The sequence below is a fragment of the Gemmatimonadaceae bacterium genome, from assembly GCA_019752115.1.
GTDB lineage: Bacteria > Gemmatimonadota > Gemmatimonadetes > Gemmatimonadales > Gemmatimonadaceae > Gemmatimonas.
Genome location: JAIEMN010000019.1, coordinates 87055 through 109806, shown reverse-complemented (window position 1 = coordinate 109806; position 22752 = coordinate 87055). Strand labels below are relative to the sequence as shown.

Genomic DNA, 22752 nt, shown 5'->3' with positions numbered 1-22752 from the left:
AAGCGCGCCGGTCAGCGCGCTCGATTTCCCTCCGGCACCCACGACGTGGCCAGGCGCCGGTATACGTGGTGATCGACCGGGTCGATGCGGAACAGATGCAGCCAGCCGTGCTCCACGAGCTGCCGCACCACCGCGTGCTTGGCCAGAATGCCGTCGATGGCCGTGGCCGGCGCTTCCACGAAGACCGACAGCCGCAGCGGCTCATGCACCCAGTCGGTCCCGTCGTGCACCGACTGCAGGGCCAGTCCGATGCGCAGGTCGCCCCCGGCGCCCTCGAACACCCCCACGTTGCCGCCGGCCACGTTGTGCAGCACCTTGTCGCCGCTGCCGAAGCGCACCGGGTCCACTGTAGACGCGTGATACTGCAGGTTGATCCAGTTCGTCACCACCATCGGCGCCGTCAGGATCAGCTCGAGCACCCCAAAGCCCGCGTCCTCCTGCCACCGGTACTCGTGCAGGAACGCGCGCCCATCGAGCGACACGCCGCGGGTGCGCGTGCGCGGCGCGATCACGAACGCCGCGTTGCGCGCGAGCGCCCATTCAGGGCGCACCTCAGACCAGTCCGTCGCTCGGCGGCGCAGGGTGGCCAGCAGGCGCGCGTCGTCGTGCGCGATGGCGCCGAGCCCGAGGCGCGGCGCCCGCTCACGACGGGCCGTTGCCCCCGCAACGACCAACGCCTCGCGAAAGCGCGCCAGGTCCGCCGCATGCGACGCCGGCACCGCTGCCGTGTCGTACAGCGTGACGTCATCGGTGACCGTGTCGTGCAACCCGGCCACGAACCACGTCGTCGCCGGCACGGTGATGCCCTGGGTCACCAGAGCCTCGCGCACCGCGCCATCGTTGAGCAACGCGGCCAGCACCCGCGCATTCACTTCACCGCTTTGCCCACCGCACGCGCCGCAGGCGAGCCCCGCGGCCTGCGGATTGTTGCACGTCGTGGCCCCGTGCCCCACGAGCGCCACGAGGCGCGCGAAGCCGTGCGTCAGGCTCATGGCCCGCAGAATGCCGGCGGCCAGCTTCGTGCGCGCCGCGAGATCCACCGGGCTGCCATCACGCGCCGTATCGGCAAGGCGCGGCGCCAGCGGGCTCGTGGCCGACGCGAGTGTGTCGCGCAGCGGGTCGAATCCGGCCGCGCGAGCGCCCAGGCTTTCCCGCACCAGCGAGACAGCCGCACCAAGCCCCGTCGCCTCAACGGCCGTGAACGCCGACGCCGCCGCTCCCGTGAACGACTTCCACGCCCGCGCGAGCGCGGCGTTTTCGCGTCGCGCGCGTGCCGCCTCGTCGGCCCCGTCGCCCGCATCCTCCACCCGCAGCGTCGCCGCGAGCAGCCCGGGAAGCTGCGGCCGCTCGGCACTGTCGGTGGCATACGCGATCGGCAGACCAAAGAATCCGGCGAAGCCCAGCGTCGCCACATCGGGCATCGCCCCCTCAAGCGCGCGACGCATCACCTCCGAGCGCACATCGATGCAGAACACCGCCTGCGCCGCCGGCGTCACGTCTGATGCCGTCCGCCCACCGGCGAGCAGCGCCACGGACTGTTCCTGATACGCGACCTCCAGCGCCTGCTGCAGCACCCAGTCCACCGCCTGCGCATCGCGGATCGGCGCGGCGAGCCGGGGCCATTCCTGCCGCGCGGATTCCCAGCGCGACGCGAGCGCTGGCGATGCGGCCAGACGGAACAGCAGCAGTTCCCACGCCAGCCGCGCTGCGAGCAGATGGATGAGATGATCATCCGTGCGCCCGGCCAGACGCGCCTCCCACTCCTGAAACGCGCACGCGGCTGCCCACCCGGACACGCTCAGGAGCAGCGCCGTGCAATAGGCCGTGCGCAGCGCCGTGGGCACGCCAAGCTCCTCGAGCCCATCCACGAGCAACGCACGCGGATCCTCAGGCAACTGCGCCGCGGCCTCACGAAATCCGCGCAGCCCCATCCGCAAGCGCACGCCGGCATCCTGCGCGGCCATGCCGCGCCACAGGCCATACAGCCCGCCGTCGCGCTCCGCGGGCCAACGCGCCTGCCCTTCACCAAACCACGCGCCGCACACATGGCTCACATGCTCGGCGACGAACTCGCGCCAGGTGCCCTGACGCACCGCATCGCGCGTCTCATCGACCACGTCGGTCATGAGACGCCACGTGGGGAACTCCGGCGCGTCTTCCGCGAGCAACTGCCGCACCCGATCGACGCTCATCGGCGCGCCGAGCTGCGCGATCGCCTTCGCCAGATGGCGGTCGGCGAACCCGCCCGTCGAGTAACGGGCCCTGAACCACGCACGGGGCATGGTGAGCCGCGCGCCGCCCAACGCCGCCAGTTCGGCGCTGGCGTCGGCGATCGGCTCGCCGACGTATCCCCACCACGGATTCACCGCGATCAGCCGATCGAGTGGCCACGCCGGCGCGATGCGGGCGCACGCCGCTTCAACGGCCTGCATCGTCTGGGTCGCGGTCGCTGTCAGGCCGGGGCGAATGGTGGTGTGGCGCATCACGCCGCCTTCGCGATGGGGCGCGGCGCCGACGGACGCACCGGCGTCGGCGACTGCCGCACATGGCGCGGCGGCCACACGAAGAACGTGGCGCGCGTGAACAGATCATCCAGGTGGAAGCCGGCAAAGGCCCACGCCTGCAGGGCCCGCGCGAAGCGCGCCGTCGGGCGCACCGCCACCAGCGTCTGCACCGCGAAGAGCATCGCAAACGCGACCAGCGTCACCACCACCGTCAGCATCGTGGGCGTCGCCGGGGCGGCGGCCGGCACCGGGAGCAGCGCCGTCGCGAGGCTATGCCACCCCGAGTAGAGCGCGGCCACACTCACGGCCACGCCACCCAGCGCGAGGCGGCGGCCCCACGTGGCGCCGCGCATGGCCGCGAACAGTGGCGCGATCGCCAGGGCGAGCAACCCGATCGCCACCCACGCGCGCCGATCGCTGGCCAGTGTGGGCCATGCGATGAGCGCCGTCGCCGCCGCCACGGTGGCCGAGGCGGCCAGCGCCAGCAGCCATTGCGCCGCCGAATTCGTGGGCGCGGCTGGCGCCAACGCGCGACGCGCATGCGCCGCCACGACACCGCCAGAGCCGAGGAAGGCGTACGCCTTGTAGCAGGAGTGCGCCACGAGATGCAGCAGCGCGAGCTCCCACGCTCCGAGTCCGCACTCGAGCAGCATGAAGCCCATCTGCGCCGCGGTGGACCAGGCGAGCGCCACCTTCACACTCACGCGCGTCATCGTGACGAGCGCTGCCAGCACCGCCGTGATCGTGCCGATGGCCACGAGCGCCGCCATCGGGCCGGAGAGCAGCCCCATGAGACCGGCCAGGCGAATGAGCACATAGCCGCCGATGTTCACCACGCCGGCGTGTAGCAGCGCGGACACCGGCGTCGGCGCTTCCATGACCTGAATGAGCCAGCCGTGGAAGGGGAGCTGCGCGGAGCGGAGTGCGACGCCGGCGACGAGCAGGAAGCCTGCCGCGTGCACGGCCGTGGGCAGCTGCGGCAGGGTGGGCGCGGCCGCGGTGATCGCGGCGATGTCATAGGTGCCGAAGCTGCGACCGAGCAGGAACACCGCCGCGTAGATCACCACATCCGCGAGGCGGCTGAGCAGGAACTTCTTGTGCGCCGCGACCTGCGCCTGTGGCCGGTCGGCGAAGAACGTCAGCAGCTGGTGCAGCGAGAGACTGGACAGCGTCCACGCGAGCGCGAGGAGGCGGAGATCGCCCGCCGTGACCAGGAGCGACGTGGCCGCAATCGTGCTGACGAACCAGCGCCGGTAGAACGGCGCCGCGGCCTGCCCGTCGAGGTAGCGCTGGGCATACCGATCGATCACCAGCGCGATGAAGGTGACCAGCGACAGCATGATGCCGGTCAGCAGATCCACGGCGGGCGCGACCGCGAGGGCCCCCAGGGGGATCAGGACGAGGGCAATGGTGGCGAACAGTGGGCTCACGGCAGCTCCAGTGGAGGACACCGGGAAGTTCGCCGGTTACGGTAATTCCTCAAAATACATATTATGAGAGAAACCATTCACGAAAAGCGAATGAAAGAGCTGAACGCGGCGCGCCTCAACTATCACCATCTGCACTACTTCTGGGCGGTGGCCCGGGAGGGGAACCTCACACGGGCGGCCCAGCGGCTGCATGTGGCGCCGTCGGCGCTCTCCACCCAGATCCGCCAGCTCGAGGCGCAGCTGGGGCAGCCGCTCTTCGAGCGGCGCGGGCGGACGCTGTCACTCACCGAGGCCGGCCGGATCGCCCTCGACTACGCCGACACCATCGTGACCGCCGGCAACGAGCTGGTGGGCACCCTCAAGGACGGGCGGCGCGCCGAGCGGCATGTGCTGCGCGTGGGGGCGGTGGGCACGTTGTCGCGCAACTTCCAGCGTGCCTTTCTGGCGCCGGTGCTCACCGATCCGTCGCTCTCGCTGGTGCTGCAGTCCGGGTCGCTCGCCGAGCTGCTCTCCCGGCTCCGGGCGCATACGCTCGACGTGGTGCTCTCCAACCGGCGCGTCCCCGAGGATGCGGAGCACGCCTGGCGCAGCCGTCGCATCGCCCGCCAGCGGGTGAGCCTCGTGGGGCCGGCTCGGCGTATCCCCTTTCGCTTTCCCGATGACCTGGCCGACGTGCCGCTGCTCCTCCCCTCGCGTGACCACGAGATCCGCACCGCCTTCGATGTGCTGTGCGACGAGCGCGGGCTCCGCCCCACGATCATTGCCGAAGCCGACGACATGGCCATGCTGCGCGTGCTGGCCCGGGAGCTCGACGTGGTGACGCTGGTGCCCGCCGTCGTGGTGCGCGATGAGCTGCGCGACGGCCGGCTCACGGAGTACGTGGCGGTCCCCGACCTGTTTGAGGAGTTCTACGCGATCAGCGTGACGCGGCAGTACCAGCCGCCGCTGTTGCGCACGCTGCTCGCCCGCCGGGCGACCGAGGTGCTCGGGGCGCCGGAGGCACCGTAGTCTGCACGGGGGGCGGATGACAAAAACCCCGCATCGACCGAAGTCGATGCGGGGTCTCTATTTATCACAGTCGGGGCGACTGGATTTGAACCAGCGACCTCCTGCTCCCGAAGCCGGAGCGGGATTTTATGACTCGGTCAACGCGGCCACCGCAGAGGGAGCGGACGGCCACGGCGGCCATGCGGTTCCGAGTGGTGACCGCCAAACTGGGAAAGGAACTGGGAGGGGGCTGGGGCGCCCGGATGCTATGAGCGCGGGCGCGAGACTCGATCCCCCGACTTGGCCGCAGGCGCGACGATTCGTATCGCTCCTCCATGGCGCGCACTCTTCCTTGGCGACGGGCGCCGGGTCTCTGTAGGGGAACGGAACCGCTTTCCTTCAGTAGTCGCCCCCGTTGGCACCGTTGAGACGGGCTGCCACAGCCTTCGGCTCGCTCTACGACCTGCTTCCCTCTGCGGCGAACAAACTGCGGAGCGCCTGACCGCCCGGCGCCTCCCGCACAAGAGCGGCGATGCTGAGGTCGACATCCAAGCGATCCCAGTGGAGCGCCGATCCCGTTGGGGATACGGCGACGGTCGCCAGCGAGCACGCTGCTGCTCCACTGAGTGATTCGATGCCAGCAAGCGTCCCCGCCAAAGCCAGGGCGATTCACCCCTTCTAAGTTCTGAGGAATGGCTTGCCGATACTCCATCTCGGAAAGAACACCACGGAGGTTTCCGTCGGCCTCGTTGCATGCTGCGAAACATGGGGCGTGCAGGCGTCTTCCGGGGGAGACGGGGGAAACTCTAGAAAGGCGCTGTAAAGGCCTAACGACTCCTAGGGTCGTCCAGCAGACGTTGGCTGCCGAAGGGGGGCTCGCAGGGGGGAGCGAGGTCCCCAAAATGAGTTACCCGGTGTAGTTTTTCACGGTCAGCCCGCCTCTCGTAATTAAGACTCTTCATGTCGCTCCCAATACGACTTCGGAACTCGCCGCTTCTTGAAATGATTTTCGAGATTCGGTTCGGCGGTAGTTCGGCTTCGGTTCCTGAGGTGTTCCCTCCTGAGCTGCTCCGCCGATTCGGGGGCCAGTTCACAAAGTTCGTCGGGCTTCCGGCCGGCTCAATACCACTTGAATTGCGCAAACAGCAGGCGGACCTGTTTTATGTACCAACAGTAAGCATCAAGGGAGAAACAGATACCGTAAATGTTGGTGAACACGTTGTTTTGCTCGCGCGTGTGGGGTCCTACGACGGCTGGGAAAACTTTCGTAAATCGTGTCATGACATCGCGGGAATACTCCGGGAGGCCGGCGGGGTAGATACCGTCGAACGCTTCTCTCTAAAGGCCGTGAACATCGTGCCTGGAATCGATGGAGATGGAGCCGATCCACTGACCCTCACTGTTTCCGTTGGGGGAGAGGTCGTCAATCAGCGCGGATTCTCGTGCCGGTTCGAGAGGGCGCACGGCAACATTCTTTCCATCATTCAAGTGACTCGCGGCGTACAGCTTGCTAATCCGTATAACGGACGAAGCGGAACGCTATTGGCAATCGACGTGATCGATCTTGCGCCTCCCGAAGTCTTCCTTCGCGAACCCGCAGGTGCTCTTGATCGTTGCCACGAAGTCCTTCGCAGTGAGTTTTTTGGCATGATCTCACAGGAAGCTCTCGCTTCTTACAATCCGGAGTACGCGACATGACTCCCGCAACTAACGCCACATTCTCAACGGGCTACACCCGCCTGGACACGGCAGCAACTCTCGCCACCGCGTTGTTTACGCTGGGAACGCGAGAGCTACCTGGGCCGGCCATGGTTAGTCCGAGCGTAGGCGACCATTTCTACATCCCCAATCCAAGGGACTTCAACGGTCCGGAGATCGTGCTTCCCGAGTACGCGACATACATTCGCTCTCGTGTTGATGAGACCGGTTTAGGGGTCAGTTTTGCGAGGAAGATCGACACCTCAGATGTGGTCAACGAGTTGAACAGCATCGCGCGGAGACTCCACTCACAGACCGAGACGCTTCCTGCAGATGAACAGCGAATTCTAGCCGAGAACTTTTGGAGTCTTCTCGCTTGACCGGTGCGGGCAGAATCGAGGAGCTAGCATCACGGTATCTGCCGGAGTATCTGACGCCTAAACTGAAGGAGGATCTCTGGCGAGAGTTGAAGGATTTTCCTTCGAACACTCGTTACATCCTTGGTCACGACACGGGCGACAAGATTCTGCAGGGAGATGTATTTGATGCAGTCAAGTTCATCAACATTGTCGATAGCGAAATCCGCTCGTCGAAGGCCTTAGTGCTCTCAAACTCCTGCGACGTCGACCCAGAAAACGCTCGGGACACCGAGCGGATGATTTCTGTCGCGCCGCTCGTGAGTCTGTCGGCGTACGCTGATCTACTCCAAAAAAAGGGTATAGCGCGCGAGCGAGTTGAAAGCCGCGTGTTATCGATCAAGCAACAGACCGTCTCCAGCATGTTCTACCTTCCCAAAGCTGCAGGTTTGGGCGATGATATGGTGGTGCTGTTTGATCGTGTGCAGAGTCAACCGGATAGCTTTTTTTGGTCTCACAAACCATCCCTCGTAGCGCGCTTGACTCAATACGGTTTCTATATCCTGTTAATTAAGCTATCTGTGCATTTTTGCCGCTTTCAAGAGAACGTAGATCGCTCGGTAGCTGCGTAGCTGTCTGCGTCCGATGACCAGCGTTCGTTAAGGAGAAAGGGAGGAGCTGCGGTTGTCGGGCCGAGCTTTCGGTCGCCTCGACCGGGTAGCTGGCGGCGGTGAGTGTCAAGGTAGTTGTCGTATGAGCGGCTATTGCGCGACTCCGCCGCGAGGGGCGACCAGTCGCGGCCGCTGTGCCCTCGCCGCCGCGTAGACGCGGTCGCGCTAAGCGAGGAGCGCGACGTCTCGCCCGTCGACCAGCTTCTGGGGGGCCACTTCGAACTCTTCTCCTTGGGGAACGCCTCGACGGATCGGAATTCGGCCGTCGCGGCAAGCGACTTGGCGATGACCTGGGCATCGAGGGGGCCGGCGGCAAGCATCTCAACAACCGGCGCAATTTTGATTCGGCGAGCGGTGGTCAATGGCACCTCGGCTGAAGCGCGAAAGGCTGGAACAGGCCCGTCTGGTCGGGCCGTATCGCTCCATGATGCCACCGGGGCCTGACAGCCGCGAGCGTTTGAGCATGGGGGCAGAAGCCCGGGCCAAGTCTTGGAATAGGTCCCGAAAGGCAGGCCCCCCATAGGGCAGGCACACCAGCCGGCCCGCCCCCGCGGATCCCTCACCGATTCCCCCGTCGCCCGGTGATCCGAGGGGCGCGCACCCAGTTTCGCTGCGCGCCCCTCAGCTTTCGGTGCACCTACTCTGACGGGGGTATGTCGGAGTTGGCCACCGCCTGCCGCATCTGCTGTTGCAGGATGAGCAGCTGTTTCGCCTCGCGCTTCGCTTTGGTCACGAGGTCCCGATAGATGTCGAGCGTGGCCGAACTTCCATGCGAGAAGAACTTGAGCTTCAGCTCTTCGTTGTCAGACAGGAGGTCGACCAGGTCGCTGGCGAATCGCTTGAGGCCATACCACCGGCGCCCCGGCACGGACGTGATGCCGCAATGCTTCTCCAGAGCGCGGAACGCCTCCCCGAGCGACGTCTCGTTGTACGGCGCGCGCATCACCTTGCGCGGATCGAAGTTGATGTAACCCGCCGCGGTTCGCTTACCCCCGATAAAGATCGGGTAGTTCGCAATCCTGCCGGCTTGAAACGCCTCTTCGAACTTGCAGAGGTAGCCCGTGCTCATTGCGCGCTGGAGCTCCTCAGCCGCGCGATCGATGAAGAAGTACAAATCCGCCGTCCGCTTGTTGCCCGTGGCACTGACGTGAAAACTGGCCGGCCGACCGTCCTGCATCGTGATGTCGGTCCGCATCACTCGAAGTACTTGGCCGCTGCGGCGTTCGGCGTTCATAAGGAACGCCAGCCGAGCACGCGGGTCGATCGGCGTCTCTGGATCGTAGAGTGCAAGCATCAGACGCGCGTACTCGTCGAAGCTATGACGAGGCTTCTCCCCCGTCGTGCCCTTCTTGAAGGTCCCCTGCCACAACTTTTTCACCACCTGGGCGACGTTGCCCACCTTGAGGGGCGCGGCGCCCGACTCGGGCCGGTGGTCGTGCAGCCAGGAGGCAATTCGTGCCAAGACCTGCGCGGCGACTTGTGCCTTTCGGAGGTACGGGAGGCCAGTGCGAACGGCGTTGGCCTTCATCCCCCCGGTCTTGGACGATGCCAGGCCAGCCTCGTGCGTCCGCAGGTTCGACAGGGCGTCGTCCGCCCATCCCTTCAGAGCCTTTTGAACCGCCGGCCAATCCAGCTGAGCCCAGAGCTCGATATGCGCTTCCTGCCGAATCCACCCGAGCAGAGTGGTCACGGCGCGGCGTTCATCCGCCCGCTGGTCTTTGCTGCTCGTGCCGGGGTGGTCGAAGTAGCATTCGATACCCTGGTTGAGGCTCCACCCTTCCGGGAGCGTCAGGGGAACACCCGGGGAATCGAGCAGCTTGCGCGCCTGCTCCCGGGCAGCCTCTACAAACGCCGTGGACTTATCGCGCGCAACGGCAGCGGCCATGGCCGTCGCGACCCGGACCAGCCGAGACATCAATTCCGGCTGCAGCACCCCCTGGTCGTCGAACGGCGAGAGCAGAGTGGACATGATCTCGCTCCCCTTGTTGTTCTTGGCGGTCCAGCGGACGTATCCGGCGGCGTCTTTAAGAAACAGGGACACGCTCGGCTTCGAGGAGAGCGGAAGGCTCCAATCCACCAGTTTGGCCTTACTCATCGCGAGGCCCCCAGGCTGTTCCGGCGCTGGGCGCCGGCGCGCGCCTTGTCCGCATTGTAGATCAGGCCCTTCTTCTTGATCTCGGCGAGCTTTCGGCGCGCGGTCCGAACTGAGCAGCCCTGTGCAGCCGCCACTTCTCGGCTCGACATCTGCTCCGGAGCGCGGGAGAGCTTCTCGATCAGGCCATGGAAGCGGGCGAGCATATGGAGCTGCGTGTCGACATCCACCCGGAACTGGACGGCAGCCTGCTCAAGCTGCTCCCGCCATTCGGACAGACCGGCGCGGAGCGCGGCCGCCGAAACGAATCGGTCAGGCGCACCCGCCTTCGGCTTGGTTTCGGTCTCCCCAAGATCTTGCTGGGCGGTCTGGGCGGTTTGAGCGGCCGCCTTATCGGCCGTGCGTTGGGGCAAGCCCCCCGCAGGGCGGGTGAGCGCCAGTTCGAGCGACGAGGAACGGTCCATCAGGGTCTCCGCGGTTAGAGGCCCTATTGCATTAACGGTGGCTTTTCACGGCGCCAAAGCCCCCTCCCGGCCCTACTCCGGCCGACATCCCCCGGTCAGAGGGCGGCTTGCTCGTCGTTGACGGCGTGTGAAGCGGCGCCTCATTCGCGACATTCCAATAAACGAAACGCAATTGCGCCGTCCCTACGCGCTCTTGGGGGGCGTTGGGCGCCATCGAGGCCGCCGATATGGTGGCGGACGCCGGTACGGAAGGCCGTGCCGGTTACCCCTTCATAACGAGGATGACACAGATGCCCGCTGCCCCTACCGTTTCGAGTCGCCACGCGATCGCCCGTGAGTTGCTGGCCACCGCTCCAGTGTTTCGGGGGAATCGATCGATCACGCGGGCCCTCGAGCGCCCCGATGGTGTCGACTTCGAGCGCCTCCTGAACCTCGGGCACTGGTGTACCGGGGAGTTCCTCGTGCTCCAGGCCGCCGCAGCCATTGCCGGTGCGACTTGGGACGGGGACCCGGTCGAGATTGACGAAAAGGAGCTGTGGTACCGCTTGGACTCGGGTAACTACGCGGCAGTACGGGACGCCCTCGCCCGAATCTGAAATGGTGGCCCCCGCGGATCCCTCGCCGGCCGATGCTGCGGTGAGGGATCCGCGGGGAGCAGCCGCTCGGGATCGATATCCGACACGTGGGCACCATAAAGGAATTGCGGCCGACTCGTCCGCGGCCACTGGTTTGCGCTTGTATCACGCGCGAGATTCGCCGAACTCGGTTGCGTCAGTATTGAACCGAGCATGCGCCCCCCGCCTCGCCGGCGGTCCCTCGGCGGTCGGGGTATTGTCGGTCCCTGCCGATATCCTGCCATCGGCTTTCGCATCGTGAGGCATTCGCGTGGGTATTCTCCAGAGCTGCACTCCCCGAGCTGACGTCCTGTCTGGCGACCTCCGGGACGCCATCTTCGCCGCTGATTTTGGTGACGTGGTGTCGGAGCACCCCGGCGCCCCAGAGGTATACCGCGACCCGAAGACTTTCTTCCGCAATACACACCCCGCGCGGGACCTGACCAAGATTGTCGCCGAAGTGTTCCAGTCCCTCACACGGACGGATGAACCCGGAATCGCCATTCGTCTCAGCACGGGGTTCGGCGGCGGTAAGACACATACCCTGCTCAGTCTATGGCACCTCGCGCGAAATGCCGGTGACCATAGCCTCGGGACCGAACTGCTCCCGGCGAAGCTCCGGCCGGCGAAGGTCAGCGTGGTTGCGGTGGACGGGGCGAAGGCGGGGCATCCCATCTTTGCTCAACACGGTGCGGTGGCCGTGCGAAGCCTGGCCGGCGAACTGGCTTATCAGTTTGGCGGGCCGGCGGCCGTCGCCAAGCTGGGCGACGCAGACGACGTCCGGGCGCAGCCCACCGAGGGGGCGATTGAGGCGTTCCTGCCAGAGGGTCCGGTCCTCATCCTGCTCGATGAGCTGGTGATCTACCTGTCCGGTCTGGACGAGCAGGGGCGCAAGAACACGCTGAACATCGTCAACAAGCTGGTGTCCATCGCCGCTCGGCGCCCACAGACCGTGGTCGTGGTGACAGACCCCGGGCAACAGATGACGTATGCGGCGGAGTCAGGGGCGCTGGGTAAGGTACTGACGGCTGCTACCAGCCTCGACGAGCTGCTGGGCCGCAAGACTACGGACTTTGACCCTATCGGTACCGAATCAGCCAAGGTCATTGCGCGGCGACTGTTCGAGTCCGTCGACCTCTCAGCCGGTGCGGCAGCGGCTGAGGCCTACCGGGCGCTCTACGCGCGCGTGGCCGAAGAGCATCCGGGCCTTGTCCCGGCCGATGCGAGGACGGACGCCTACGCCAAGCGAATCGCTGAGTCGTACCCGTTCCATCCGCGACTGCTCGACACGGCGAAGGACAGACTCGGTGCGCTGGCGGAGTTCCAGCGTTCGCGCGGGGTGCTCCGATTGTTTGCGCGCATCATCCGTGATCTCTGGGAGCGTAAGGACGATGTGGACCTTATCACCGCTGGCGATGTCGACTTCTCGAGCGCGCGAATCAAGGGCGACTTGCTTCAGCGCCTGAACAAGGAGCAGTTCGAGGCCGCGGTGTCTGCTGACGTGCTCCATCACGCGGGTGAACTGGACAGCGGAAGCCGCGGCGTCCACACGCGGGTGGCATCGGCGCTGATGCTGGAAAGCCTGCCAGCCAGCAGCCATGCCGGCTTGACGCCGGATGACCTCACGCTGGCGGTCCTTCGCCCTGACGAGGCGGGCCAGGAACCAACCGAAGCGCTCGATCACCTGATCGGCGTGTGCTGGCACACTTATCCGATGGACGGCGGTGCTGGCTATCAGTTCCGGGTTGAACCGAACGTCCGAAAGCAGATCGAAGAACGGCGCAATCGGGTGCCGCTTGCCGACGCCGAGTCGCGCGTCCAGACCGAGGTGCAGCAGTACTTCCACGGCGCTGGATTCCGGCTGCGCAATTGGCCGGAGTCAGCGAACGCCGTACCGGACGTGGCACAGTTTCAGGTCGTGCTCTCCTCCTCCGAAGCGCAGGCGCGATCGGTCGTTGCCAATGCTGACGATCGGAATGAGGGGGCGCCGATCAAGCGACGCTTCATCAACGCCATCGTGGCTGTAGCCCCCACGGATGCCGCGTACAAGGCAGCAATCACGCGGGCACAGTCACTCATCGCTGCTGAAGAGCTGGGGCGCGAGTACGCGTCTGGCGAATCGGGCGCATTGATACGCGAACAGCTCAAGCGCATTCGCCCGGAGATTGAGAAGCAATTTCGGGTGCAGGCCCGTCGCGCGTTCGATCGTGTCGTACTGGCCGACGGTGCATCATTCGCGATCGACGAGTCGTTCCAGGGCGGCGACGATCAGATTCTCGCCGCTCCGCGTGGACAGGATGTCCTGCGTCGCTACCTCGAAGACAAGGAACTGATCTACGACGGCACGGACTCGCTCGAGCCCAAGCTGCTCGTGTCCCGGTATCTCAGAGGGGCGGTTCCTGTGTCCGGCGAAACAGACGTGTGGACGGCCTCAGCAGTCCACGAGCGGCTTCTCAGCGCGTCGGGGCTTCGTCTGATCGCCGATGAGGAATTCACGCGTCGGACGCTGGCCCGAGGAAGCCGAGGTGGCCAACTCGTTGTGCGTTTGGCCGACGGTCGCACCTACGATGCGGCAGGCGTGGTTCAGGGTCCCGCTGGTGCACGTCGGCGTGTGGCGGGTGAGCACATCTCGGGTGTACCGATTTCAGCCGACACGCTGGTCGCCCTGCCGACCGCACCCGCGGTCAGTGGCTGGATTGCGGAAGACGCACCGCCGCCAAGTGGGGACGGTTCCAATGCAAAGACCCCGCCTCCTCCGGCGCCGCCCAAGCCCCCGGCTTCACTGGAGACATCCGACCTCGCGGCGGCCATCGCTGCTGCTGCGGTGCGCCCTCTTGAACGGCTCGTCTTGACGGCACGCACCACGGCCGATGCCAAACTTCTGACGCAGTTTGCCCAACCCTTTGGCGCGACGTCGCTCGGTTTGACGGTCTCGGTATCAGGTGACTGCAAGGGGGGCGGCACCATGGCGCTGATGGTCGATGGCGTGAAGCCGACGCACCCCACCAAACCGCTCGATATGGCGAGCGCCATCGCAAATTCGCTGACGTCGGCTACCTCCTTTGAAGCGAGTCTCACGATGGACTTTGAGCCTGGATTGTTGTTGGCCGGTGATCAGTTGCAGCAGTTGGCCGACCGTGCCTCGTCGGTCACAGTGCGCTGTCGCTTCGGACCGGCTAACGGGAGTGCGGCGTGAACGTACGTGAGGCCTCCTTTGCGCTTCGCGTGGTGCGACGTCGCAGCGGTGACGCGGGCATCCTGTACCGACGGACGCTCACTGCGAAGCGGGTAGAGCGGCTCACACGCATCGGTGCGATTTCGCCATTGGCCTTCAGCGCTGCCATGCCGCTGTTGCGCACGGCGGTCCGCAATTCCGGGGGCACCGCCGGCGTGCGTCTCGCCACGGGGCCCTATCACCCGCTCGACGCTGACTGGGGCGCACGCGTGGCGTGCTACACGCTCGTCTCTCGTGGGCTGCGAAACGGCGGCCGACTCGCCAAGTCGGCAGGCCACCTTAAAGAGGCAGATGGCACCGAAGCTGCTTGGTGGTTGGCGGCAATGACGCGACGTGACGGCCGCCGAGCCATCCGCGCACTCCGAATCCTTACTGAGGCTACACAGTGACTGCGATGAAGAGCGACAACTCAACAAGCGCGATAACGGGCACGGCGGGGCGGCCGCGGCTGCTCATCGAAGAGTGGCTGCCAGCGTCGGCCATCGGTGTTGAGTGCATCCGGGAGAGGGCAACGGGCCAGCAGCCACCTGACAAGCGCCTCCACGTTTGGTGGGCGCGGCGACCCCTGACAGCCGCTCGGGCCGCAGTGCTTGGCTCACTTCTGCCAGCAGACTTTCCTAGAGACGCATTTGAGCGATTGTTGGGGTTCTGGGGGACGTCACAACAGGTCCAGAGTGCTCAGCGGTATCTTGACTGGGCGCGTGCGGCCGGGAAAAAGGTGCCGAATCCACACGGTGCGCGTGCATTCCGACGTCCCATCCTTGAGAGGGACATTCAAGCCGCCCACAAGGCCATGGAGAGATTGTGGGGGAGAGACGTCGCCCTGATCGACCCGATGGCCGGTGGTGGCTCCATACCGCTCGAAGCCGCTCGCCTTGGAATTCGTACGCTTGCAAACGAATACAACCCCGTCGCCTGTTCGGTTCTTGAGGCGACCTTAGAGTATCCGTTTCGGTTCGATGAAACTCTAGCAGAGGCAGCGCGACGCTGGGGCTCCGAGTGGCGTAAACGATTCAACAGCAGGATGGAGCAATTCTTTCCCAGCAAGGACAAGATCCCGCGCCACACGTTTCTCTTCGCTCGGACGGTTCCCTGTCCAGATACCGGATACGACACGCCCCTCGTGCCTGATTGGTCACTCCTTAAGCCCCGAGCTGGTCGGCAGGTCGTGGCTGAGCCGGTGGTCGATGAAGGCAAGGGCACGTGGACGGTGCGCGTCCGAGAGATTGGGGAGGGCCGCGGTCAGCTACGGCATCAACCGCCCCCGACATATAAAAAGGGGAAAGGGGTATCCCTTTTCACCGGCAATGTGATCCCGGCCGATTACATCAAAGCCAAGGCGCAAGCCGGTGAAATGCGAAGCCACCTGTATGCCGTAGCAGTGAAGCTGCCACAAGGACTCACCTTCGAACCACCAGTCCAGCAAGATCTGGTGGCGATCGCATCAGCTTCGGCTGAACTGAAAAAGTATCGCTCATCCTGGGAACGTGGTGGGATTCTCCCAACCGAGCTATATCCATCGGTGTCAAGTGACCCTCGGCCGCGCAACTACGGAATGCCGCGGTGGGCGGACATGTTCTCAGATCGCCAACTGCTCGCAATGTGTGTGCTCGTCGAGGAGCTCAATTCATTGCGCTCGGAAATCATCAGCAAGGAGGGCGAGGAGCGCGCAGCAGCGATTGAGCACTTGTTGGCGTTCGTGATCGACAAATTCGCCAATTGGAACGCAGGCCTTTCGTCGTGGAATGTGAAAGCCCAAACCCTACGAAGCGTTTTTGATCGTCATGACTTCGCATGGAAGGCTACTTACGCCGAGATGTCTCCCTGCGGTGCAGGCGCCGGTCTGGAGTGGGCCATACGAAGTGTGGTTGAGGCATGGGAGCAAATCGCTGGTCTCCCGCGTGCACCAGAGGCGAGAGCTGTTACCACGACTCTCGGCTCAGCTACCTCGCTGCCGTCTATTTCGGACCGCTCACTCTCGGCTGTCGTCGTTGATCCGCCTTATGATGACAACGTTCAGTATTCTGAGCTGGCCGATTTCTTCTACGTCTGGCTTAAACGAACGCAAGGGCACCGTCATCCCGACTGGTTTGCGGGGTACCTGTGTGACCACGACGAAGAGGCCGTGGTCAATGTCAGCAGGTTTCGCGATGAAGGTGAGACGGCGAAAGCTGCACGAGATAAGGCACGAAATCACTATCGCGAAATGATGACCGGTTCGTTCCGCGAGTGCCATCGGGTACTAGCGGACGACGGTGTGCTGACGGTGATGTTCACTCACAAGAAGCAGGAGGCTTGGGAGGCGCTGTTCACCGCGCTGATCCATTCTGGGTTCACCATTACGGCTACATGGCCGATCAAGACGGAGAGCGAGCACAGTCTGCACCAAGCCAAGAAGAACGCAGCGCAGAGCACTGTCGTACTGGTGGCGCGCAAGCGTGATCCGCAAGCGGGGGCGGGCTACTTCGATCGGTCTATGCAGACGGAGATCCGTCAGCGCGCAGAGGCGGCGGCGGATCGACTGCAGAAGGAGGGGCTGAATGCGGTGGACCAGCTAGTTGGTTCGTTTGGTCCTGCTCTCGAAGTCTACAGTCGTTACGCGGAGGTCTTCACCGATACTGGCGATGAAGTTGGGGTCGATCGCGCCATCGATTTGGCCTCCGATGCGGTGAGCAGCTGGCGCATTCAACAATTGGCGAGCCGCGGTCTCGAAGGGGTCGAGCCCGAAGGACGGTTTGCATTGCTCTGCTGGGACGTGCTGGGTGCGGCGGAATTTCGCTTCAATGAAGCAAAGTTGTTGGGGCACGCAGTAGGTATGGATGTTGGGCAGCTGGCGGATGCTGGGCTCGTGAGCCGAAAGGCGGACAACATCACGATGCTGTCGGCCCGAGACCGGCGACGTCCCCAGGCTGCAGACGATGCGTCGGACGCGGGAAAAGGTGGAAAGGTGCACCCCAATGATCAGGCCTTCCGAACGGCGATCGACGGTTGCCACGCGCTAGCTATGCGATACATAGATGCTGGCGGCGGGGCCGCAGGAATCGGTGCTGCGCGCTCGTTGGCCCGTCAACAAGGCTGGGACAAGGATTCGGCGGTGGCGAGGCTGCTCGCCGCGCTTGTGCAGGCAGCGCCGCACGGTGTGCGGATTGAACGTGGCAAGACTAGCGCCGCCGCGAAGTTTCCCGAGTTCCGTGCGTGGCATGCCTTGCTGTTCCCACTCTTCGGAATCCCGGCCCCCGATTGGACGGAGAAGATTCCAGATCAGTCGGAGCTGGGGCTCTTTGCGGCCACGGCCGACGACGCGGAGGATGAAACGGAAGTAGACGATACCGACGAGGAGGAAGAGGAGGAGGAGGAATAGATGGGGCTCCGCGAACGGGACTGGCCCCGGTTTCTCAAGGGGCCTGATCCTCGCCTCGTCACAGAGCTTTACGAGCCGGCGCTTCGCGAAGCCGTCAGCTACGATCGCTGCTGTGCCTATTTCTCCTCCAGTGTACTCGCCGCTGCCGCAAGAGGGTTTGCGCCGTTCGTAGACCGCCTGCTGGCGCTCACTCCGTCTCCATCAGCGCCGCCTGTGCGTTTGCTCGTGAACGAAGAGCTCTCACAGGATGACGTCGATGCGATGCTGTATGCCCACGGGGCCGACGCGCTGGCTGAGCGCTTGTCGCGGGGGCTGGTAGAACCACGGGATGCGCTGGAAGCCGAGCGTCTGGCGCTCTTGGGGTTGCTCGTGCAGCGCGGCCTGCTCGAGGTGCGCGTCGGCGTGCTCCGATCAGGTCGCGGTATTCTCCATGCCAAATTCGGTCTCGTCGCCGATGCCGCGGGCGATACTCTGGTGTTCAGCGGGAGTAGCAACGAATCGGCATCGGGCCTCACACAGAACTTCGAGAGCCTCGAGCTGAGTGGCAGCTGGGATGACCGAGAACGATTCGAGCACTATCGCCTCGAGTTTGAAACGATGTGGAACGGCAACGACCCACAATTGGCGGTGATCGCGCTGCCGGAGGCCGTACGCCAGAATCTCATCCGCTACGCGGAGCCGTCAGCGGATCAACCTGCCATGGTGCCGACTGGACCGCAGATGCCGGTGCCCCTCACAGGGCGCCAGCGCGATGAAGCGGCAATGCGGTGGCGGTTTGCAATCGAAGCCCCGTGGTTCCCCGAAGGTGGGCGAAATTGTGATGCCACGGCGCCAGACGTGGCGCTATGGCCGCACCAGATGCGTGTCGTCGAAGAGAGCGCGGAGGCGTGGCCTGCCGGCCGACTGCTCTGCGACGAAGTAGGCATGGGCAAGACCGTGGAAGCGATCATGGTCCTTCGTCGCCTCCTGGCGGGTCGCGGGGTGAGGCGCGCATTGCTCCTTGTACCCGCCGGCATTGTAGGCCAGTGGCAGGGCGAGCTCCGCGAGAAAGGCGGGCTGCTCGTTCCGAGACTGGAGGGACAGAGCACATTGGTGTGGCCGGATGGGCGCGTACAGCAGCGCGACAGCTTTGCGGATGCGCTGCGCGAGCCGGTTCTGCTCGTAAGCCGAGAACTGGCGCGCCTTGAGCAGAACGCGGAGGTGCTGATGCAGGCCCCCCGCTGGGACCTGGTGCTGCTTGACGAAGCACATGCGGCCCGCCGCGCGAGCCAGGTGGAGACCGAGTACAACTCGGCCACGCTGCTGCTTGGGCTGTTGCGTAGCCTGCAGCTGCGAGGGCAGGCGCGCAGTCTCCTCTTGCTCAGTGCCACCCCAATGCAGACGCAACCGTGGGAGCCATGGGATCTCCTCGGCGTGCTCGGTGAGGGGGCACCCTGGATGGCCGATTTCCGTGTGGTCCGCGACTTCTACGGGGCGCTGGATATGGCCGAGAAAGGCCCACTTCCCTTGGAAAAGGGGCGCGCCGTCAGTGCCATCGTCGGGATGGACAGTAGTTTCCCCGCTCTGCCGGCCGTACCTGAGCACCTTCCTACCAAGCTTTTCGTAGCCCCAGGGGCCGAGCGAAGCCGTATCACGAGAGCACTGCGCGATGGTGCCCCGCTCGGACGGCGGATGCATCGGAACACCAGAGCCACGCTGCGGACGTATTTCGCCATGGGGCTCATCGACCGTCCGCCCGCTGATCGTGCTATTCAGGATGTCTCGTATGACTTTGCGACCGTGGAAGAACGAGAGGTCTATGACGGCGTTCAGACGTACGTAGAGCGTCGGTTTGCTCAGCTGGAGGCGGAGCGACCTGGGAAGGGCTTTGTCATGACGGTCTACCGACGTCGTGCCGCCAGTTCGCCGATGGCGCTTGAGCGCAGCCTTGAGCGTCGCCGCCATGGATTGGAGCTTGTAATCAAGGGCGCGGCTGCATCCCAGGTGGATGAGATCGAAGCGTCTGATCAGCAGGACCTAGATGAACTGATCGGTGCGGAACGGACGATGCGCCTGCCGTCGTCGCTTCCCGAAGACCCTGTCGTTGCTCGATCCGAGCTTCGAGACGTCACGCGATTGCTGGAACGCTTGCGGGCGCTGCAGGGGCGTGACTCCAAGCTCGAGCACTTCGCGCGTGCACTCGACTTGGCGACCGACGACGGTCGCCCTTGCCTGGTGTTCTCAGAGTTCACGGATACAGTGAGTTATCTGAGAGATGCCTTGGTGCCACGTTACGGTAGCGCGCTCGCCTGCTACACGGGGGAGGGTGGTACAGTGCGCGAGGACGGAAAATGGGTCCAGGTATCGAAGGCCACCATCACGGAACGGCTCGCGCAAGGCAACATCCGGGTGCTCCTATGCTCAGATGCCGCGAGCGAAGGGCTCAACCTGCAGTCCGCCAGCGCGCTGATCAACTATGACCTGCCATGGAACCCAGCACGAGTGGAGCAGCGTATCGGCCGTATCGATCGCATCGGGCAAAAGGCCGGGGTGCTTCGAATCGTCAACCTTCTCCTCAAAGACAGTGTGGACGAGCGCGTGTACACGGTCTTGGGGCAACGATGCGATCTCTTCCGAACGTTCGTCGGCACCATGCAGCCTGTGCTCTCTGTGGCGCGACGGATGCTGCTCGGTATTGAACCATTCTCGTCGGAGGCGCTGAACTCCGAGGTCGACCGAGCGAAAGCGGATCACCTCGCTGCGGCTGCGTTTTCTACCAATGAACTCCCACCCCCGCCGGCATTTCCCCCAGGAGTAACCATTCATGACCTTGCCCGTGCGTTCTCCGGAATTCGTGCGCATGGCGAGGTGGAAACGCCCAACGGGCGTCGACGGGCAGTCGTGACTGCGCGTGAACTGGCGGGGAGCACGGAGACACTGCCGCTATCACCGTTCGATCCAGTATTCCGCCGACTACAACCTATCGGCGAGGGGTCTGGGGACCTGCTTCCGCTGGTTGTTGCAGTGGTGGAGCAGGACGCGTTTCGTGTCGCAGTCGCGGCATGGGCGAGCGTGGAGGGCCCGGAGTTGCTGGACCGTGCGGAACGACTCGAAGCGCTCTTGGGACAGTGGAATGGCCAGCCCGTGTCCGACAAGGACTGGCAGGCCGCTCATGCGGCAGCTCGCAGTCGTGCGAGCGAACTGGTTGCAGCTATGGCGCGACGTGCCCTTGATGAAGAACGCGCCGGGCTTGAACGACAGGTGCAGGCCGCATCGGTCAGGCTTCGTCGCGAGGTTGGGCGCTTCCTCGCGTGTGCGCGTGACGCCGGTCAAGACTACAACGCAGCCTTCCACCGCTGGATGCAGCGTGGGGGGCAAGTCGCCGCGCTCCTCGCGCAGGCGCACGATCTGATCGGCTACCCTGAGTGGTCGGACGCCGAAGTTGCGGAGTCGGAGCGGGCGGCACTGTCGCTGAGCGCCAATCAGCGGAAGAATGTGCTGCTTGCCACTCCGCTCGAAGCCGCCATCAAGGACCCTCGCTGGATGGCACGTTCCACGCTTGCCAGGCTTCCGCTGGTCAGTACAGTTGGGCCCACGTGACGAGATCATGAGTCAGAGCATCTTCCTGCTGAACGCTTCCAACGAATTGTCAGAGCTCGAAGAGCAGGCGTTTCTCTCAGAAGCGTCTCTTCAAGAGCTGCTCGCGAGATACCCCGCGCTTCTCGGCACAGCCACAGACGAGAGTGCTCCTCGCCGATGGCTGCTGGTCTCTCGCGAGGTCGGGGTACCAGACGAACTGGACGGATCGTCCCGCTGGTCACTCGATCACTTGTTCCTCGATGAGTATGGGGTGCCCACGCTGATCGAGGTAAAACGCGCAAGTGATCTTCGGATCAGACGGGAGGTGGTCGGTCAGATGCTCGACTACGCCGCGAATGCAGTAGCCTATTGGCCCGTCGAACGTGTCCGATCTGAGTACGAAAATCGGTGTGTCCGTGACGGCGTTGATCCAAGCGACACCTTGCAGGGCACCTTCGGAGAAGCGCTTGGTGGGGTTGATGCTTTCTGGCAGCAGGTCAAAACCAATCTTCAGGCGGGCCGCATCCGACTGGTTTTTGTGGCTGATCGGATACCGCGGGAGCTTCGCCGCATTGTGGAGTTCCTCAACCAGCAGATGGACCCAGCTGAGGTTCTCGCCATTGAGCTACGGCAGTATGCAGCCTCCGGAATGACCACAATCATCCCAACGGTGATCGGGCAGACGGCAGAGGCGGCGCAGCGAAAAGGGGCGGGCAGCAATGGTGCCACACAGTGGACCGAAGAGAGCTTTTTTGCCGCGCTCTCGAGGACGGATTCAGCAGCGATTCCCGTCGCGCGGGCGCTCGTCGATTGGGGTATGAAGAATCACGCGCGCTTTTGGTGGGGGCAGGGCAAGACCGCAGGATCCTGCTTCCCAGTGATCGATGCCAATGGCCTGAGCTACCAGATCTTCGGCCTTTGGACCACTGGAGCAATGGAGGTCCAGTTCCAGTGGCTGGCTCGAAAGCCCGAGTTCGCCGATGAGTCAGCGCGCGAATCAATTGCAGCCGAGCTCAATGCGATTGTCCCGAACTCCATTCCTCCGGGTGCACTAAGGCGGCGTCCGAGCATTAAACTGAATGCCTTCACCAGCCCGGAAAAGCTTGAGGCGCTATGAAGGTGCTAGATAACGTCCTGGCGCGAATTCACGGTTCGAGCGTCGCTGCGCTTTGACCGCACAATCGGGGCGGTAGGGGAAGACAGATCTGGCAGGTGCGTACTGGCCAGCCCAGAATGTCCTCGAGTCGCGACGCGGGCATCAGTCGCGAGTCCGATATCCACCGGAGCATAGGGCAGTGCCGATCATGGAGCATTTCGCCGTCGCGTAGCCGCAGCATGTGCAGTGCGCCGGGAATCAGCACCGGCCGTCCCAGCACAAGTACGATCCGTGTTCGATCAGTGATCGGTGGACGCCGCACTAGCAAAGGTGCCCCTTCGAGCCCTGCGCAACGGATGCGCACGTGGTCGATTTGTCGAGTACAGGCACCGAAGTAGATCGCCGCGATCCCAAAATGATTGCTGCCGATCCGATCCGGCTGGATCTCACGAGTGTCTACGCACCCCGCTTCAGACCACGCCTCGATAAGGACGAGGCTGTGCATGGTCTCGACAGGCGCATTGATGGTGGCGGCGAATAGCGTGTCGCCGCCCAGCGTAAGGCCAAAGACGCTCTCCGTTACCGCCCATGACGCCGATAACGGTGGATGATGCGTCGCTCGAGTCGAAAGCAATCGGAGCAATTTATTGATCTCTCTCACGAAGCCTCCTCAGGACTGGGCGTGT

14 protein-coding genes are annotated in these 22752 nt (G+C 64.2%); 9 read left to right on the top strand and 5 right to left on the bottom strand.

Going from position 1 to position 22752, the window contains the following annotated elements; all coding sequences use genetic code 11:
• Positions 1-11: 11 nt before the first annotated feature.
• On the bottom strand, positions 12-2561 hold the full coding sequence (locus K2R93_08930) for a DUF2309 domain-containing protein (protein ID MBY0489947.1): 2550 nt from the start codon (positions 2559-2561) through the stop codon (positions 12-14).
• Complete coding sequence (locus K2R93_08925) at positions 2483-3934, bottom strand: NADH-quinone oxidoreductase subunit L (protein ID MBY0489946.1); 1452 nt, start codon at positions 3932-3934, stop codon at positions 2483-2485. Before K2R93_08925 ends, K2R93_08930 begins: the two co-directional genes overlap by 79 nt.
• A 90-nt stretch (positions 3935-4024) precedes the next feature.
• On the opposite strand from K2R93_08925, the gene K2R93_08920 reads away from it, so the two are divergent.
• The gene (locus K2R93_08920) at positions 4025-4942 is read left to right on the top strand and encodes a LysR family transcriptional regulator (GenBank protein ID MBY0489945.1); all 918 of its coding nucleotides are present in this window, start codon (positions 4025-4027) and stop codon (positions 4940-4942) included.
• Positions 4943-5377: 435 nt separating this feature from the next.
• Here K2R93_08920 and K2R93_08915 read toward each other — a convergent pair whose 3' ends face one another.
• Positions 5378-5578 carry a DUF2442 domain-containing protein gene (locus K2R93_08915; GenBank protein MBY0489944.1) on the bottom strand — a complete coding sequence of 67 codons (201 nt, stop codon included), beginning with the start codon at positions 5576-5578 and terminating at the stop codon, positions 5378-5380.
• A gap of 345 nt (positions 5579-5923) precedes the next feature.
• On the opposite strand from K2R93_08915, the gene K2R93_08910 reads away from it, so the two are divergent.
• The 3 genes from K2R93_08910 to K2R93_08900 are packed head-to-tail and all read left to right on the top strand — an operon-like array spanning position 5924 to position 7607.
• On the top strand, positions 5924-6619 hold the full coding sequence (locus tag K2R93_08910; GenBank protein MBY0489943.1) for a TIGR04255 family protein: 696 nt from the start codon (positions 5924-5926) through the stop codon (positions 6617-6619).
• The gene (locus tag K2R93_08905) at positions 6616-6999 is read left to right on the top strand and encodes a hypothetical protein (protein MBY0489942.1); all 384 of its coding nucleotides are present in this window, start codon (positions 6616-6618) and stop codon (positions 6997-6999) included. Before K2R93_08910 ends, K2R93_08905 begins: the two co-directional genes overlap by 4 nt.
• A complete protein-coding gene (locus tag K2R93_08900) occupies positions 6996-7607 on the top strand; it encodes a hypothetical protein (GenBank protein ID MBY0489941.1) in 612 nt (203 codons plus the stop codon). The genes K2R93_08905 and K2R93_08900 overlap by 4 nt, the downstream gene beginning before the upstream one ends.
• A gap of 676 nt (positions 7608-8283) precedes the next feature.
• On the opposite strand, the gene K2R93_08895 is transcribed toward K2R93_08900, so the two are convergent.
• Positions 8284-9687 (bottom strand): hypothetical protein, encoded by a 1404-nt coding sequence (locus K2R93_08895; GenBank protein ID MBY0489940.1) that lies wholly within the window; start codon positions 9685-9687, stop codon positions 8284-8286.
• Positions 9688-9737: 50 nt separating this feature from the next.
• Positions 9738-10202: a hypothetical protein gene (locus tag K2R93_08890; GenBank protein MBY0489939.1), complete on the bottom strand. Its 465-nt coding sequence runs from the start codon at positions 10200-10202 to the stop codon at positions 9738-9740.
• Positions 10203-10492: 290 nt separating this feature from the next.
• On the opposite strand from K2R93_08890, the gene K2R93_08885 reads away from it, so the two are divergent.
• From K2R93_08885 to K2R93_08865, 5 genes are all read left to right on the top strand, one after another.
• Positions 10493-10798 carry a hypothetical protein gene (locus K2R93_08885; GenBank protein ID MBY0489938.1) on the top strand — a complete coding sequence of 102 codons (306 nt, stop codon included), beginning with the start codon at positions 10493-10495 and terminating at the stop codon, positions 10796-10798.
• 289 nt (positions 10799-11087) lie between these two features.
• Positions 11088-14012 carry a DUF499 domain-containing protein gene (locus K2R93_08880; GenBank protein MBY0489937.1) on the top strand — a complete coding sequence of 975 codons (2925 nt, stop codon included), beginning with the start codon at positions 11088-11090 and terminating at the stop codon, positions 14010-14012.
• A 433-nt stretch (positions 14013-14445) separates the two neighbouring features.
• Positions 14446-17412, top strand: coding sequence for a DUF1156 domain-containing protein (locus K2R93_08875; GenBank protein ID MBY0489936.1), 2967 nt, complete (start codon positions 14446-14448; stop codon positions 17410-17412).
• Complete coding sequence (locus K2R93_08870) at positions 17413-20991, top strand: hypothetical protein (protein MBY0489935.1); 3579 nt, start codon at positions 17413-17415, stop codon at positions 20989-20991.
• 7 nt (positions 20992-20998) lie between these two features.
• Positions 20999-22087: a hypothetical protein gene (locus K2R93_08865; protein ID MBY0489934.1), complete on the top strand. Its 1089-nt coding sequence runs from the start codon at positions 20999-21001 to the stop codon at positions 22085-22087.
• Positions 22088-22752 lie beyond the last annotated feature (665 nt).

Coding starts and splice junctions, on each gene's coding strand:
- K2R93_08920 (MBY0489945.1), top strand. CDS start 4,025: ATGAAAGAGCTGAACGCGGCGCGCCTCAACTATCACCATCTGCACTAC.
- K2R93_08910 (MBY0489943.1), top strand. CDS start 5,924: ATGATTTTCGAGATTCGGTTCGGCGGTAGTTCGGCTTCGGTTCCTGAG.
- K2R93_08905 (MBY0489942.1), top strand. CDS start 6,616: ATGACTCCCGCAACTAACGCCACATTCTCAACGGGCTACACCCGCCTG.
- K2R93_08890 (MBY0489939.1), bottom strand. CDS start 10,202: ATGGACCGTTCCTCGTCGCTCGAACTGGCGCTCACCCGCCCTGCGGGG.
- K2R93_08885 (MBY0489938.1), top strand. CDS start 10,493: ATGCCCGCTGCCCCTACCGTTTCGAGTCGCCACGCGATCGCCCGTGAG.
- K2R93_08875 (MBY0489936.1), top strand. CDS start 14,446: ATGAAGAGCGACAACTCAACAAGCGCGATAACGGGCACGGCGGGGCGG.
- K2R93_08870 (MBY0489935.1), top strand. CDS start 17,413: ATGGGGCTCCGCGAACGGGACTGGCCCCGGTTTCTCAAGGGGCCTGAT.
- K2R93_08865 (MBY0489934.1), top strand. CDS start 20,999: ATGAGTCAGAGCATCTTCCTGCTGAACGCTTCCAACGAATTGTCAGAG.